This is a genomic window from Streptomyces odontomachicola (assembly GCF_039605595.1).
Lineage (GTDB): Bacteria > Actinomycetota > Actinomycetes > Streptomycetales > Streptomycetaceae > Streptomyces.
Genome location: NZ_JBCFOK010000008.1, coordinates 258,479 through 272,640, shown reverse-complemented (window position 1 = coordinate 272,640; position 14,162 = coordinate 258,479). Strand labels below are relative to the sequence as shown.

Genomic DNA, 14,162 nt, shown 5'->3' with positions numbered 1-14,162 from the left:
CGGAGTGGGGACGTATGCAAAAGTGGAGCTTGTCCGTTCCTCCGGGCCCTCCGGGCGGACGCGAGCGTACGAAGGAGGCGGGGCGTGCGGCTGCGGTTGCCTCCCTGGCGGAAACTCGGCGCAGCGGCCCTGCGGGTGCTCGCCGTGTGGGCGGTCTCCACGGTCACCATGCTGGTGCTGGCGGGAATCCTCCCGGACTTCAGACTCCAGTCGACGGACGGGGACAGCGCCACCGTCACCGGCGTCACGGCGGCCGCGGGAGCCGGGGCGTTCGGCCTGCTCAGCGCGCTGGTGTGGCCGGTTCTCGTCCGGGCGCTGCTGCTGGTGCCGGCCGCCGTGCTGGGCGGCCTGGTCTTCTTCCTCAACGGCTCGCTGCTGTGGCTGGCGCTGCACCTCATCCCGTACGACCGCGGCGAGACCAACCCGCAGATGGCCGTCGTGGTCGCCGCCGTGATGTCCGCCGCCTCCTCAGCGACCAGCACCTTCCTCGCCGTACGGGACGACGACGCGTACCGGCGCAGGCTCTCCCGGCTCGCCGACCGCGACCGCAGGCGGGACGCGCAGTCCGGGCGCGGCGGCTGCCGCGGCACGCCCGGCACGGTCTTCCTCCAGCTCGACGGGCTCGGGCACGAGCGGCTGCGGCACGCGCTGCGCGAGGGCGAGGACGGCACGCCGCCGCTCATGCCGAACGTCGCGGCCCTGGTCGAGGGCGGGCACCGGCTGCACCCCTGGCGCACCGACTGGTCCAGCCAGACCGGCGGCAGCCAGCTCGGCATCCTGCACGGCTCCAACCACGACGTTCCGGCGTTCCGCTGGTACGAGAAGGAGACCGGCGAGGTGATGGTGAGCAACCGGCCCTCCAGCGCCGCCGAGCTCCAGCGGCGCGCGGTCGCGCGCACCGGCGACCGCGGGCTCCTCGCGCTGGACGGCGCCAGCCGCGGCAACCTCTTCTCCGGCGGCGCGGGGCAGGTCGCCTTCGTGCTGTCGGTCGCCGCCCGGCGGGGCAAGGAGAACAGGTCGCGGGCCGGCTACTTCGCCTACTTCTCCGACCCGGCCAACGCGACCCGCACCGTGGTCTCCTTCGTCGCCGAGGTGTTCCGCGAGCTCGGCCAGTCGCTGCGCTCCCGGCTGCGCAAGGAGCGGCCCCGCGTCTCGCGCGGCGGGCTCTATCCGTTCATCCGCGCCTTCGCCACGGTCGTCGAGCGTGACGTGGTGGTCGCGGCCGTGCTCGGCGACATCCTGACCGGGCGCACGGCGGTGTACGCGGACCTCGTGGCGTACGACGAGGTGGCGCACCACTCGGGCCCGTACGGACGCGACACCCGGCAGGTGCTGCGCAGGCTGGACCGCTCGCTCGGCCTGATCTTCAAGGTCGCCGCGCGCGCCCCGCGCCCCTACCGGATCGTGCTGCTCTCCGACCACGGCCAGAGCGAGGGCGAGACCTTCGCGGGCGCGTACGGGCTGAGCCTGGAGGACCTCGTGCGGGCCGGGTGCGGGCTGCCTGTCCCGCGCCGCGCGGGCCGCACGCCCAGCGGGGCCGAGGCGCGTTCGGCGGCGCGTGCCGCGCTGCACCGGCCCGAGGACGGGCGCGCGCACCACCGGCACGCGGCGGCCGAGGAGCCGCCGCGCAGGCCGTCGCGCGGCGCCGGGCCCGTGGTCCTGGCCTCGGGAAACCTGGGTCTCGTCTCGTTCCCCGACGTGCCGGTGCGGATGAGCCGCGAGCAGATCGAGGCGCGGCACCCCGCGCTGCTGCGGGCGCTGGCAGACCACCCCGGGATCGGGTTCCTGCTGGTGCGCAGCGAGCGGTACGGGGACGTGGTGCTGGGGGCCGGGGGCTCCGAACACCGGCTGGACACCGGAAAGGTGATCGGGGACGACCCGCTGGAGCCGTTCGGCGAGGGCGCGGCGGAGGCGGTGCGGCGCACCGCGGGGTTTCCGCATGTCGCCGACCTCATGATCAATTCCTCGGTGGGTCCCGACGGTTCGGTGCACGCCTTCGAGGAGCAGATCGGTTCTCACGGTGGTCTGGGCGGCGAGCAGAACGTCGCTTTTCTGCTGTCTCCGGCCGAGCTTTCCTCTCCTCTGCCGGAGGGTGGCTCGCTTGTCGGCGCCGAGCGGGTGCACGGGGTGCTGCGGGGGTGGCTCGCCGAGAGTGCGGAAGGCGCTGGCGCGCCGACTGCCGATGCTGGTTCCGCTTCCGGTGCGGATGCCGTGCGGGCTGCGGACGCCGCGTTGTACTGACGCTTCGCGTCAGTGGGCGGTGGAGGAAATGCGCGCGAAAAGGGCGGCGCGGCGGAGGATTTGCGGTTCCTTGCCCGGGGGCGGCGGAATTCGGGCGGTGATTTTGAATGCGGCGTCCGGAGTCCGAACATGGAATTCGCTCTTCCGGATCGGTGTTCGCCCGGCATACAGTCATGCGGTCCCTGCCAGGGCTACGCGATCGCCGTCCATTCCGCAGCTCGCGAAAGGCTCAACCGACGCATGTCCACCACCCCCGCCGCTCTCCGGGAGAACGAGCGCGTACCGGAGACCCCCGCCGCGGGTGAGGGCTCCCCGCACGCGCGGAGATTCGGGCTTCCCACCGCCGTGTGCCTGGTCATGGGCAACATCATCGGCGGCGGCATCTTCATGCTGCCCGCCTCGGTCGCCCCGTTCGGCACCGTCAGCCTGCTCGCGTTCGTGGTGCTGACCGTCGGCGCCGTCGCGCTCGCGCTCGTCTTCGGGAAGCTCGCGCACCGCAATCCGCGCACCGGCGGCCCGTACGTGTACGCACGCGAAGCCTTCGGCGACTTCGCCGGGTTCCTCGGCGCCTGGGCGTACTGGATCACCACCTGGGTCAGCAACGCGGCGCTCGCCGTGGCCGCCGTCGGCTACCTGGACGTGCTGATACCCGTGCAGGACTCGACCCCGGTGACCATCGCGGCGGCGCTGGTGTGCATCTGGCTGCCCGCGCTCTCGAACCTGGCGGGCACGCGCTATGTCGGCGCCGTCCAGGTCGTGGCCACGGTGCTGAAGTTCATCCCGCTGCTGCTGGTGGCGGTCGGCGGACTGTTCTTCTTCGACTCGGGCAACCTCGGCTCCTTCACCTCCGACGGCAAGGGCCCGGTCGGCAGCGTGACGGCCGCCGCCGCGATCCTGCTGTTCAGCTACCTCGGCGTGGAGTCCGCGTCGATGAGCGCCGGCGAGGTGCGCAATCCCCGGCGCAACGTCGGACGGGCCAGCGTGCTCGGTACGCTCGGCGCCGCGACCGTCTACCTGCTGGGCACCGTCTCGGTGTTCGGGCTCGTCGCGCACGACAAGCTGGTGGATTCCAGCGCGCCCTTCTCGGACGCCGTGAACGCCATGTTCGGCGGCCACTGGGGCGGCACCGTCATCGCGCTCGCCGCGGTCGTCTCCATGCTCGGCGCGCTGAACGGCTGGACCCTGCTCAGCGCGCAGGCCCCGTACGCGGCGGCGCAGGACGGGCTCTTCCCCAAGGTCTTCGAGCGGAAGCGGCGCGGCGTGCCGACCGTCGGCGTGCTGGTCGCCGCGGTGCTCGCCTCGGTGCTGACCATCGCCAACTTCAGCGGCGGCGCGACCGGGGCCTTCAACAGCCTGGTGCTGATCACGACCTTCACGGCCACCGTCCCGTACCTGCTCTCCACCGCCGCGCAGCTCTACTTCCTGGCCGTGGGCCGCACCGACCGGGTGAACCGGGGCCGGCTCATCCGCGACGGCGTGCTCGCCGTGCTCGCCTTCGGCTTCTCGCTGTGGCTCGTCGCTGGGGCCGGCTACGAGGCGGTGTACCAGGGCGTGTTGTTCCTCTTCGCCGGTGTGCTGGTGTATGTGTGGCTGGCCGCGCGGCGGGATCGGGCGAAGGCGACGGCCGCCCCCGGGGGCGAGGAGGCCGAAGTGGCCTCCACCGATTCGCCGGCTGACGCCGAGCTGGTCGCGGCCGACGCCCGCTAACGCACCGCAGGTTCAGCGGCCCGCGGCCTCGCGCAGCGGTTCCCCCGCATCCCTGAGGTGACGCAGCGCCTCTCGCCACGACCCGAGCAGGCTCGTCTCGTGGTACGGGATGTCGAGTTCGGCGCAGTAGGCGCGGACCAAGGGGCGGGCTCGGCGTAGTTGGGGGGCCGGCATGTTCGGGAACAAGTGGTGCTCTATCTGGTAGTTGAGCCCGCCCAGCGCGAGGTCGGTCAGGCGCCCGCCCCGTACGTTCCGCGAGGTCAGCACCTGGCGGCGCAGGAAGTCGGGGCGGTCGTCGCCGGTGAGGGTGGGCATGCCCTTGTGGTTCGGGGCGAAGATCGAGCCCAGGTAGACGCCGAACACCGCGTGGTGGAGCAGCAGGAAGGCCACCGCCGTCCCGGCGGGCAGCAGCAGGAACAGCGCCGTCGTGTACGCCGCGAGGTGCGCGAACAGCAGGCCGCCCTCCACCCACCGGCGCTTCATGTGCGGCTCGCGCAGCGCCCGTATGCCCGACCAGCGCAGGTTGAAGCCCTCCAGGGTGAGCAGCGGGAAGAACAGCGCCGCCTGGTGCCTGCCGATGAAGCGCGGCAGCCCCCGCGCCTGCCGCGCCTGTTCGCGGGACCAGACCAGGATGTCGGGCGCCACGTCGGGGTCGAGTTCCTCGTGGTTGGGGTTGGCGTGGTGGCGGGTGTGCTTGTGCATCCACCAGCCGTAGCTCATGCCGATGCCCAGGTTGCCCACCAGCCGCCCGGCCACGGCGCTCGCCCGCCGGCCGCGGAACACCTGACGGTGCGCCAGATCGTGCGCCACCAGCGCGAGCTGCCCGTACACCAGCCCCAGCCAGCACGCCACGGCGAGCTGCCACCAGCCGGCCCCGAGCACGGCGACCCCGGTCCAGCCCGCCGCGAGCGCCAGGCCCACCAGGGGCAGCCGCACCGCGTAATGGCCCGGCCTGCGCTCCAGCAGCCCCGCCTCGGCGACCCTGCGGCTGAGCCGCGCGTAGTCGCTGCCGCGCGTGCCGGTGTCCGAACTCCCTTGTGGTGAGGGCGAGTTGACGTGCTGTTCTGTCACTGTCGTCATGGCATCGAGCCTCGCGGGGCGCGGCGCGCGCGGACAGCCGCGCAGACCGCCTAACGCCCCGGGGGTGCGCCCCCGCACCGGGGGTGGGGCCCGCCACACCCCCGGGCGTCCGCCGCACCTCCGGGAGGCCCGCTACCCCTTCGGGCGCGTGTGGGCCGCGCCGGGGCGTGGTACCGGTACTGCGATTCGGGGGCGCCCACAGCGAGCGGCGCGAGGAGGTGCCGGGTGGCCGGAGGAGTGCGCGGCGTCGCGGAGGTGCTCGCCTGGTGGGCCGCGCTGACCGGGCTGTGGCTCGTGCTGATCAGCAGCATCGACCCCCTGGAGACCGCGGTGGGCGCGGCCGTCGCGCTGCTCGGCGCGCTGGCGGCGCGGGCCGCGCGGCAGGCGTCCTGGCGTCGGGATGAGCGGCGGGGTGAGCGCGGGTGAGGGAGTCGCCGGGCTGGCTGGCGGCCGCGCTCGTACCGCTGGCCGCGCTGCTGCCGGTGCTGTGGCGGGTGGCGTACGGGCCGCCCGGCGCGCGCATCGCGGGGCAGAACCTGGCCGCGCTGCTCGGCGGCCTCGCGCTGCTGCTCGCCTCGCGCGGCTTCGGCCGGCCCGCGTACCTGGACCTGGCGCTGGTGCTCGCGGTGCTCGGCCCCACCGGCACGCTGGTCTTCGCCCGGCTCAGCGGCGGACTGCCCCGCGCGCGGCTGGTGCGCTGGACCGCGCTGACCGGGGTGCCGCTCACGGTGCTGCCGCTGTGCGTGACCGAGGGGCTGACGCGGCAGTCGGCGAAGGTGCTGGTCATCGGCGTGCTGCTGCTCGCGGGCACGCTGCTCACCAGCGCGGGGACGCAGCGCGGGACGGGTACGGAGCGCGGGGCCGGCAACGGCGCGGAGCCCGGAGCCGGCGGGGAGCGCGGAGTCGGCACGACCGGCGCCGGACGCGGCGAGGGCGCCCGATGAGCCAGGTGCTGATCGCCCTCGCCCTGCTGCTGGTCGCCGCGTCCGCCACCGCGGCCGTCCTCAACCGCGAACCGGTCCGGCAGGCCATGGTGCTCTCCTTCCTCGGCCTGGCCCTGGCGCTGCTCTTCACCTTCGTACAGGCCCCCGACGTGGCCCTCTCCCAGCTCGCCGTCGGCTCGGCCGTCACGCCGCTGATGATGCTGCTCGCGGTGCGCAAGGTCCGGCAGGGGCGCGGCCGCGACCGCAGCGAGCCGGAGGAGGAGAGCGGCTTCGGCGAGGAGGAGAGCGCGGAGCAGGGGAGCGCGCGACGGGAGAGCACGCGGGACCGTGAAGGGGGCGGGGAGTGACGCGGCGCGGCAGGGTGTGGCTGTTCCTGGCGGGCGCCGCCGTCTTCGCGGCGCTGTTCGCGCTGGCCTGTGCGGGGCTGCCCGGCTTCGGCGGCGGCTTCCACCCGTACGGCGAACGGGCCGTGCGCGCCGCGCTCTCCCGGCACACCGCCAACGCCGTGTCCTCGGTCAACTTCGACCAGCGCGCCTTCGACACCCTCGGCGAGGAGACCATCCTGTTCGCCGCGGTGCTCGGCGCCGTCGTGCTGCTGCGCCGCGCGCCCGACGAGGAGATCACCCGGCCGCATCCGGTGCGGGTGCCCGCGCGGGTGCGCGGCTACGGGCTGGCGCTGCTGCCCGTGGCGCTCGTGACCGGGCTCTATGTGGTGGCGCACGGGCAGTTGAGCCCCGGCGGCGGGTTCCAGGGCGGTGTCGTCGTGGCCACCGCGCTGCACCTGCTGTACGTCGCGGTCGACTACCCCGCGCTGGAGCGCATCCGCCCGCTCGGCCCGTACGAGGTGGGCGACGCCGTGGCCGAGGGCGCCTACCTGGTGACCGGCCTCGCGGCGATGCTCGCGGGCTCGGCCTTCCTCGCCAACGTGCTGCCCACGGGCACCTTCAACACCCTCGCCTCGGGCGGCACGGTCCCGGTGCTGAACGCGGCCGTCGGCATGGAGGTCGCCTGCGGCGTGGTGGTGCTGCTCGCCCGCTTCCTCGACCAGGCCGTCGAGATCGCCCCGGAGGGCGCGTGAGATGACGTACCTGCCGTACCTGACCGCCGGTTGGATCTTCCTCATCGGTGTGTACGGGCTGGTCACCAGCCGCAATCTGCTGCACGCCGTCGGCTGCCTCACGGTCGCCCAGTCCTCCACGTACGTGCTGCTGCTCGGCGTCGGCTACCGGCGCGGCGGCACCGCGCCGGTCTTCTCCGACGCGCCCGCCCGCGCCCCCGTCGTGGACCCGGTCGTGCAGGCGCTGACCCTCACCGACGTGGTCGTCGGCGCCACCGTCACCGCCCTGCTGCTGGCCCTCGCGCTCCAGCTCGGCAAGCGGTACGGCACCGTCGACCCGGACCAGCTCTCCGAGCTCAAGGGGTGAGCGGCAGGTGAACCCCGCGCCGCTGCTGCCGCTGCTCGTCGCCGTACCCCTGCTCGGCGCGGCGCTGCTGGTCGCGGCGGGAAGGCGGCTGCCCCGGGTGGTCTGCGAGACGGTCGGCTGCGCCGTCGCCGCCGCGACCGCAGCGCTGGCCGTCGCGGCGCTGAGCGCCCTCGGCCCCGAGCGGTCGTACGCCGTCGAGTGGCTGGGCGGCTGGCGCCCGGACGCCCAGGGGCGCGGCGTGGGCATCGCGCTCACCGGCGATCCCGCGGGACTGGGCCTCGCGGCGCTGGTGTCGGTACTGGTGGTGGCCGTACTCGTCTACGCCTGGCGGTACTTCGGCGAGCCGCAGGCACGGCAGCGCGGCTCCTTCCCCGCCCTCGTCCTGGTCTTCCAGGCGGGGATGTGCGGCTTCTGCCTGACGGGCGACCTGTTCAACCTCTTCGTCTGCTACGAGCTGATGGGCGTGGTCGCCTACGCGCTGACCGGCTACCGCGTGGAGGAACGGCGGCCGCTCCAGGGCGCGTTGGCCTTCGGGGTCACCGGCTCGCTCGGCGGGTACGCGATGCTGCTCGGGATCACCCTGCTGTACGCGCGCACCGGCGAGCTCGGACTGGCCCAGCTCGGGCGGGCGCTGGAGCACCACGACAGCGACCCGCTGGTGCTGGCCGCGTTCGTGCTGCTGTTGACGGGCCTGCTCACCAAGGCCGCGGCCGTGCCCTTCCACTTCTGGCTCCCGGACGCGCACGCCGTCGCGCCGTCCCCCGTGTGCCTGCTGCTGTCCGGCGTGATGGTGGAGCTCGGCGTGTACGGGACGGCCCGCGTGTACTGGACCGTCTTCGCCACCGCCGGAGGCGTTCCGCACGAGGTCGCCCAGCGCACCCTGCTCACCGTCGGGGTGGTCACCGCGCTGCTCGGCGCCGCGATGTGCTGGCAGCAGCGCCACCTGAAACGGCTCCTCGCCTTCTCCACCATCGGGCACACCGGGCTGTTCCTGACCGGGATCGCCGTGCTCAGCCCGGAGGGGGCGGCCGGGACGGCGCTCTATGTGCTCGGGCACGCCGGGGTGAAGGCCGCGCTGTTCGCCTGCACGGGCGTGCTGCTGGACCGCAGCGGCTCGGTGGACGAGCACGAACTGCACGGCAGAGGACGGGGGATGCCCGTCACCGGCGTCCTGTTCACCCTCGGCGGGCTCGGGCTGTGCGGGCTGCCGCCGTTCGGCTCCGCGCTGGGAAAGGCGGTCGCCGAGGAGGCCGCCGGCCAGTACGCGCACTGGCTGACCGGCCTGTTCGTGCTGGTGTCCGCGGTCACCGGGGGAGCGGTGCTGCGCGCGGCTGCCCGCATCTTCCGCGGCATGGGCCCGCGCCCCTACGAGAGCGGCGGCGCGGCGCGCGAGGAGACCACGGGCGACGAGGACCCCGAGACCGCCGAGCACGAACGGCTCGGCGCCGCGCCCGCCACCATGCTCGCCGTGCCCGCCGCGCTGCTCGCGCTCACCCTGGCGGCCGGCCTCGTGCCGCGGCTCGCCGAGGGCGCCGGGCGGGCGGGTCGGCTCCTCGCGGGGCACCACGCGTACGCCGCCGCCGTGCTGGACGGCGCGACCGCCCCGGCCGTCCACGCGGTGCCCGCCTCCTGGACGCTCTCCGGCGTGCTGCTCGGCCTCCTCTCCACGGCGCTGGCCTGCGGCATCGCCGCGCTCGGCGTGCGCAGCCCGCGCCCGGGACGCCTGGCGGCCGCGATGCACCCCGTGCGGCGGCTCCAGTCGGGGCACATCGGCGACTACGTGGCCTGGCTGATCGCGGGCGCGGCGCTGCTGGGGCTGCTCGCGGCGTACGGGACCGCCGTGCCGTGAACTCCCTTTCGCCCGCCGGTTACTTGAGGCGGGCTGCCGCTTACTTGAGGCGAGCTGCCTCGCGACCGGCCTCCTCGTTCAGCTCCAGGCCCCGCGAGCCCGCGAGCTTCTGGCGCAGGTGCTCGCGCACGGTGATCGGCCCGTACCGCGCGGGGCGTTCGGCCGAGACGCAGCCGTGCAGGGTCTCCACGACCGTGTCCGGGTCGCCGTCGTGGAAGTACGCGGCCGAGCGCCGCCGCACCAGGCGACCCTCGGCGTCCGTCGGGGGCAGCACGCGGTGCAGCGTGGACAGCCAGCGCTCGTTGGTCCAGCGCGCCAGCATGTCGCCGAGGTTGACGAGCAGCGCGTCCTCGCGGGGGAGCACGTCGTGCCACTCCCCGTCGCCGTCCAGGATCTGGAGGCCGGGCACCGCGTCGGCCCACAGCACGGTGACGATGCCGTAGTCGGTGTGGGCGCCCATGCCCATCTGGCCGGTGTCGACGCGGTGTTCGCCGGGCGGCAGGGCGTAGTTGTTCATCCGGAGCACGTCGATGGAGCGGCGGCAGCGTGCGCGGAAGAAGTCCTCCGGGAGGCCGAGGGAGAGCGCGAACACGTCGGTCAGGTCCTCGGCGACGCGCTTCGCCTCGCCGAACCAGGCCTCCACGCGGGGCCTGAACCCCGGCACGCCCTGCGGCCAGATGTTGGGCGAGTGGTCCTCGGGGCTGGCGTCGGCGCCCGCGCCCGTCGGGGGACGCTCGCCGGCTTCCGAGCCCACGTTGAACGCCTCGAAGAGGTCCTCGGGGGAGGCGACGCCGAGGCTGTGGCTCAGCTTCTCCGCGCGTGGGGGGCTGTAGCCGCGGTTGATGCCGGGGTCCGGGGTGCGCCAGCGGTGCTTGTCCTCGGGGGCCTGGCCGAAGAAGCCGTCGATGGCTGCGGCGAGTCCCTCGGCGGTCTCACGGGGTACGCCGTGGCCCGTGACCTGCATGAAGCCCACCTCGCGGCAGGCGCGGTCGACGCGGGCGGCGAGGGAGGCGCGTTTCGTGGGGTCTCCGCTGTACCACTCGGAGAGGTCGATGAGAGGCACGTTCAGGGTGCTGACCATGCGGCGGAGCGTGCATGGTCGCGCGGGGCGCGTCAATGGCCCCGTTGCGTACGGGACGGGGCGGGCGGCAAGCGACCCACAGCAAGCCGCAACTCGCACTTCGGTAGCGACCACGCCTTGCGCTGAGCAAGGCCCGACCGGAGGCGCGGAGCGTTGGAGGGCGGGCCGTCACTCACAAGGCTGTCGGAACCACCCACCCGGATCCCGCCGCAGCGGGAGGCGGCCCACAGTGGACCCGACCGGCGGTCATAGCGGGGAAGATGCCCCATCACGGGGGAGCCCCATACGCTGAGGGGACAGGCATTGTTTCCCCGGCGTGAGGAAAAGAGATGGCACCGGAGCCGCTGACCGCCAAGGAGATCGAGGACGCTCTCGGGGACCTGCCCGGATGGAGCGTCGAGGGCGATCTGCTCGCGCGCAAGTACGCCTTCCCGAAGCACCTGCCGGCCGCGGCCATGGTCATCCACGTGGCCGCCATCCAGGAGGAGCTGGGCCACCACTCGGACATGACGCTCAGCTACAACACCCTCGCGCTCACCGTGAACACCCACAGCGTCGGCGGAAAGATCACGGAGCTGGACATCGCACTGGCCCGCCGCGTGGAGGAGATCGCGGCGGGCCACGGCGCTAGCTGAACACTCAGCCGACTCGTAGGGTGAGCCCGTACACCTGCAGCGCCGGGTTGACCGGCTGGTAGTACGTCGTACCGCCGGAGCGGCAGTTGCCGGAGCCGCCGGAGGTCATGCCCTGGGCCTGGCTGCCGGAGATGAACGAGCCGCCGGAGTCGCCCGGTTCGGCGCAGACCGAGGTGCGGGTCACGCCCCGCACGGTGCCCTGCGGGTAGGTGACGCTGGTGTTGTGCTGCTGGATCGTGCCGCAGTGCCAGCCGGTGGTGGAGCCCGAACGGCAGATCGTGGCGCCCACGGCCGCCTGCTGCGAACCGGCGACCCGCACGTTCCCGCTGGAGCCCTTCACGTACGGCGTCGCCTGCCAGTTGGTGTTCACGCCGACCCACGCGTAGTCGTTGCCCGGGAAGGTCGAGCCGCGGAAGGTGCCCTGGGCGACCTGGTTGTAGCCGGTGGTGGCCGTGCCGGTCCTGCCGCAGTGCCCGGCCGTCACGAAGCCGTGCTGGGTGCCCTTGGTGACGGCGAAGCCGACGCTGCACCGGCCGCCGCCCATGTAGTAGGCGTCGCCGCCCCGCACGTCGTAGTAGGTGCGCGGCTTCTCCGCCGACTTCACGATCCGTACCGCGTCCGCGTCGGCGCCGCTCTTCGCGACGAACGCACGGGCCGCCGCCGGATTCCCCGTGCGCACGACGACGCTGTTGCTGCGCACGTCGACCGACCACAGCTCGGGCGCCCGGCCCTGCTCCTTCTGCGCGGCGCGGTCCAGCTTGCCCTTGGCCGCGTCGAGTTCGGCCATGCTGTGCCGGACGACCTTCGCGCTCGCGCCGGCGCCGGTGATCGCGTCGCGCTGCGCCGCGTCCGTGGTGGCCACCACGAGGCGGGAGGTCGCGCCGGTCAGCCACGCGCCGGCGAAGTCGTCGCCGAGCTTCTTGCCCAGCTCCTTCTGCGTACCGGCCGCTCTGTACTCGTTGGCCACCCGCGCCTCGGCCTCGGACGCCGTCAGCCCGAAGTCCCGCTGGAGCGCGTGGAGCACGGCCGGGTCGGCCGCGGGCGCCGCGGTGGCGGCGCGGGAGGGCGAGGGAGCCGGTGCCGCGCCCGCCGTGCCGGGTAAGGAGGTGAGGGCGAGGGCGCCGGCCGCTATGGCGGTTCCGGCTGCCACGCCTGCCTTTCGGAGCATCGTGTTCTCCTCGTGTCGGGGGTGCTCCGAGAAAGTAGTCGGTTCAACAGCCCCGGGGGAGCCAGCACTTGCCCCCTCTCACGGTGAGATGGCGGACCCCGGCGCGCCCCCGGCCGCGCCCGCGCGCCGGGTCGCCTCCGCGTGGCTCAGCCGCGCCTCGGCCAGCACGTGCTCGGCCACCCCGCCCGGCACGGCACCCGGCGACCAGCCCAGAACGTGCCGCCACCGCAACGGCGTTCCGGCGATCGGTACGGTGACGACCCCCGGCTCCGGCGCCGAGCTCGCCCTGCACAGACCCGCCGAGCGCCCCACCCGTACCAGGTGCATGCACGAGGCGGTGTCGGCCTCGTACAGCGCCGCCGGGGTGAAGCCCGCCCGCGCGCAGGCGGCAGCGAAGCAGTCGGCGAAGCAGCCGTCGCCCGGCACGCACGCCCAGCTCTCCGCCGCGAGCTTGCCCAGCTCCAACTCTCGCTCCCCGGCGAGCGGATGGGCCGCCGCCAGCATCACGTGCACCGCGTCGCGGCCGACCGTCCGCCAGTCGAGACGGTCGGCTGCGGGCGGCGGGCTGTCGCCGCACACCCCCACCAGCGCGTAGTCAAGACGCCCCGCGGCGACCAGCTCGCTGATCTCACATACCGACCAGGCCGTGTACGTACTGAGCGCGGCCTGCGGATACGCGTCGGCCAGCCGGTCCAGCAGCCCGCCCAGGAGCGGCCCGTGCGTGCCGCCGATCCGCAGCCGCCGCACGGCCTCGGGTCTCTCCCTGCGGCGCGTGAACCGCAGCGCCTCGTCCTGGAGTTCCCGCATCGCGGGCACCAGGACCATGGCGCGCTCCAGCACCAGTTCGCCCAGTGCGGTGGGCCGCGCCCCGCACCGTCCCCGTTCGAAGAGCGGGCCGCCCAGCGCCCGCTCGATCCTCTTGAGCTGACCGCTGAGCGCCGACTGCGCCAGGCCCAGCGCGGTCGCGGCCCGGGTCACACTGCCCGCTTCGGCTATCGCCCGGATTATCTTGAGATGCCGTAACTCAAGCTCCATGCCCGGAAATTACGGCGCCCCGTGCGGCCCGGCAATACGCCGGAGCCGCACGGGGCGACGGGAGGCCCGAAAGGGCGCTGCGGGCACGGCCCGTGTCAGCCGAGCCAGTTCATCTCGTCCGGGTGCGCGCCGAGCCGGGTGTCGGTGTTGAGCGCGCCGATCGCGTCCAGGTCACCGCCGTCGAGCTCGAAGTCGAACACGTCGATGTTCTCCTTGATGCGGTGCGGGGTCACCGACTTGGGGATCACCACGTTGCCGATCTGCAGGTGCCAGCGGAGCACGACCTGCGCCGGGCTCTTGCCGTGCTTCTCGGCGATCGACTGGAGCGCCTGCTCCTGGAGCAGGTCCTTGCCCTGGCCGAGCGGCGACCACGCCTCGGTGGCGATGCCGTGGTCGGCGTGGAAGGCGCGCGGCACGCCCTGCTGGAGGTGCGGGTGCAGCTCGATCTGGTTGAGCGCCGGGGTGGTGCCGGTCTCGTCGATCACCCGCTGGAGGTGCGCGGGCTGGAAGTTGGACACGCCGATGGCCTTGGCGCGGCCCTCTTCCTGCAGCTTCTTGAAGGCCTTGAAGGTGTCGACGTACTTGTCCTCGGCCGGGACCGGCCAGTGGATCAGGTACAGGTCGACGTAGTCGAGGCCGAGCCGCTCCAGGGAGCGGTCGAAGGCGCGCAGGGTGCTGTCGTAGCCCTGCTCGCTGTTCCACAGCTTGGTGGTGACGAAGAGGTCCTCGCGGGGGATGCCGGAGGAGGCCAGCGCCTGGCCCGTGCCCTTCTCGTTCTCGTAGATCGCAGCCGTGTCGATGCTGCGGTAGCCCGCCTCGAGCGCGGTGCCAACGGCGCTCGCCGCCTCGTCGTCCGGCACCTGCCAGACGCCGAAGCCGAGCTGCGGCATGGTGGTGCCGTTGTTGAGGGTGATGGAGGGAACGTTGCTCACGAGGTCGGTCCTCACGTCCATGTCGACGAATCCGTTGCCGACAGGATCAACGAACATCCCCTTCCG

The 14,162-nt window shown here is 73.6% G+C and carries 14 protein-coding genes; 9 read left to right on the top strand and 5 right to left on the bottom strand.

Going from position 1 to position 14,162, the window contains the following annotated elements; all coding sequences use genetic code 11:
- Positions 1-84: 84 nt before the first annotated feature.
- On the top strand, positions 85-2,241 hold the full coding sequence (locus ABEE00_RS17480) for a phage holin family protein (protein ID WP_345746429.1): 2,157 nt from the start codon (positions 85-87) through the stop codon (positions 2,239-2,241).
- 240 nt (positions 2,242-2,481) lie between these two features.
- Complete coding sequence (locus tag ABEE00_RS17475) at positions 2,482-3,948, top strand: amino acid permease (protein ID WP_345746428.1); 1,467 nt, start codon at positions 2,482-2,484, stop codon at positions 3,946-3,948.
- Positions 3,949-3,960: 12 nt separating this feature from the next.
- On the opposite strand, the gene ABEE00_RS17470 is transcribed toward ABEE00_RS17475, so the two are convergent.
- Positions 3,961-5,028 (bottom strand): fatty acid desaturase family protein, encoded by a 1,068-nt coding sequence (locus ABEE00_RS17470; protein ID WP_345746427.1) that lies wholly within the window; start codon positions 5,026-5,028, stop codon positions 3,961-3,963.
- A gap of 225 nt (positions 5,029-5,253) precedes the next feature.
- On the opposite strand from ABEE00_RS17470, the gene ABEE00_RS17465 reads away from it, so the two are divergent.
- The 6 genes from ABEE00_RS17465 to ABEE00_RS17440 are packed head-to-tail and all read left to right on the top strand — an operon-like array spanning position 5,254 to position 9,245.
- Positions 5,254-5,454, top strand: a complete 201-nt coding sequence (locus ABEE00_RS17465) for a hypothetical protein (RefSeq protein WP_345746426.1) — start codon at positions 5,254-5,256, stop codon at positions 5,452-5,454.
- On the top strand, positions 5,451-5,972 hold the full coding sequence (locus ABEE00_RS17460; RefSeq protein WP_345746425.1) for a monovalent cation/H+ antiporter complex subunit F: 522 nt from the start codon (positions 5,451-5,453) through the stop codon (positions 5,970-5,972). Before ABEE00_RS17465 ends, ABEE00_RS17460 begins: the two co-directional genes overlap by 4 nt.
- Entirely contained in the window at positions 5,969-6,319 is a 351-nt protein-coding gene (locus ABEE00_RS17455) for a Na(+)/H(+) antiporter subunit B (RefSeq protein ID WP_345746424.1), read from the top strand. Before ABEE00_RS17460 ends, ABEE00_RS17455 begins: the two co-directional genes overlap by 4 nt.
- Positions 6,316-7,050 carry an MnhB domain-containing protein gene (locus ABEE00_RS17450; protein ID WP_345746423.1) on the top strand — a complete coding sequence of 245 codons (735 nt, stop codon included), beginning with the start codon at positions 6,316-6,318 and terminating at the stop codon, positions 7,048-7,050. Before ABEE00_RS17455 ends, ABEE00_RS17450 begins: the two co-directional genes overlap by 4 nt.
- Position 7,051: 1 nt before the next feature.
- Complete coding sequence (locus tag ABEE00_RS17445; protein WP_345746422.1) at positions 7,052-7,396, top strand: sodium:proton antiporter; 345 nt, start codon at positions 7,052-7,054, stop codon at positions 7,394-7,396.
- A gap of 7 nt (positions 7,397-7,403) precedes the next feature.
- Positions 7,404-9,245, top strand: coding sequence for a complex I subunit 5 family protein (locus ABEE00_RS17440; protein WP_345746421.1), 1,842 nt, complete (start codon positions 7,404-7,406; stop codon positions 9,243-9,245).
- Between the two features lie 40 nt (positions 9,246-9,285).
- On the opposite strand, the gene ABEE00_RS17435 is transcribed toward ABEE00_RS17440, so the two are convergent.
- Positions 9,286-10,326 carry an isopenicillin N synthase family dioxygenase gene (locus ABEE00_RS17435; RefSeq protein WP_345746420.1) on the bottom strand — a complete coding sequence of 347 codons (1,041 nt, stop codon included), beginning with the start codon at positions 10,324-10,326 and terminating at the stop codon, positions 9,286-9,288.
- A 329-nt stretch (positions 10,327-10,655) separates the two neighbouring features.
- On the opposite strand from ABEE00_RS17435, the gene ABEE00_RS17430 reads away from it, so the two are divergent.
- Positions 10,656-10,961 carry a 4a-hydroxytetrahydrobiopterin dehydratase gene (locus tag ABEE00_RS17430; RefSeq protein ID WP_345746419.1) on the top strand — a complete coding sequence of 102 codons (306 nt, stop codon included), beginning with the start codon at positions 10,656-10,658 and terminating at the stop codon, positions 10,959-10,961.
- Between the two features lie 4 nt (positions 10,962-10,965).
- Here the strand turns inward: ABEE00_RS17430 and ABEE00_RS17425 are convergent, their stop codons facing one another.
- From ABEE00_RS17425 to ABEE00_RS17415, 3 genes are all read right to left on the bottom strand, one after another.
- Entirely contained in the window at positions 10,966-12,129 is a 1,164-nt protein-coding gene (locus ABEE00_RS17425) for a S1 family peptidase (RefSeq protein WP_345746418.1), read from the bottom strand.
- A 78-nt stretch (positions 12,130-12,207) separates the two neighbouring features.
- Positions 12,208-13,164, bottom strand: coding sequence for a LysR family transcriptional regulator (locus ABEE00_RS17420; RefSeq protein WP_345746417.1), 957 nt, complete (start codon positions 13,162-13,164; stop codon positions 12,208-12,210).
- Between the two features lie 95 nt (positions 13,165-13,259).
- Positions 13,260-14,096, bottom strand: coding sequence for an aldo/keto reductase (locus ABEE00_RS17415; RefSeq protein ID WP_345746503.1), 837 nt, complete (start codon positions 14,094-14,096; stop codon positions 13,260-13,262).
- Positions 14,097-14,162 lie beyond the last annotated feature (66 nt).

Bases quoted from the DNA above. Each gene is read 5' to 3' on its own strand.
- ABEE00_RS17430 (WP_345746419.1), top strand. From the start codon at position 10,656: ATGGCACCGGAGCCGCTGACCGCCAAGGAGATCGAGGACGCTCTCGGG.
- ABEE00_RS17435 (WP_345746420.1), bottom strand. From the start codon at position 10,326: ATGGTCAGCACCCTGAACGTGCCTCTCATCGACCTCTCCGAGTGGTAC.
- ABEE00_RS17420 (WP_345746417.1), bottom strand. From the start codon at position 13,164: ATGGAGCTTGAGTTACGGCATCTCAAGATAATCCGGGCGATAGCCGAA.
- ABEE00_RS17425 (WP_345746418.1), bottom strand. From the start codon at position 12,129: ATGCTCCGAAAGGCAGGCGTGGCAGCCGGAACCGCCATAGCGGCCGGC.
- ABEE00_RS17470 (WP_345746427.1), bottom strand. From the start codon at position 5,028: ATGACGACAGTGACAGAACAGCACGTCAACTCGCCCTCACCACAAGGG.
- ABEE00_RS17475 (WP_345746428.1), top strand. From the start codon at position 2,482: ATGTCCACCACCCCCGCCGCTCTCCGGGAGAACGAGCGCGTACCGGAG.
- ABEE00_RS17445 (WP_345746422.1), top strand. From the start codon at position 7,052: ATGACGTACCTGCCGTACCTGACCGCCGGTTGGATCTTCCTCATCGGT.
- ABEE00_RS17455 (WP_345746424.1), top strand. From the start codon at position 5,969: ATGAGCCAGGTGCTGATCGCCCTCGCCCTGCTGCTGGTCGCCGCGTCC.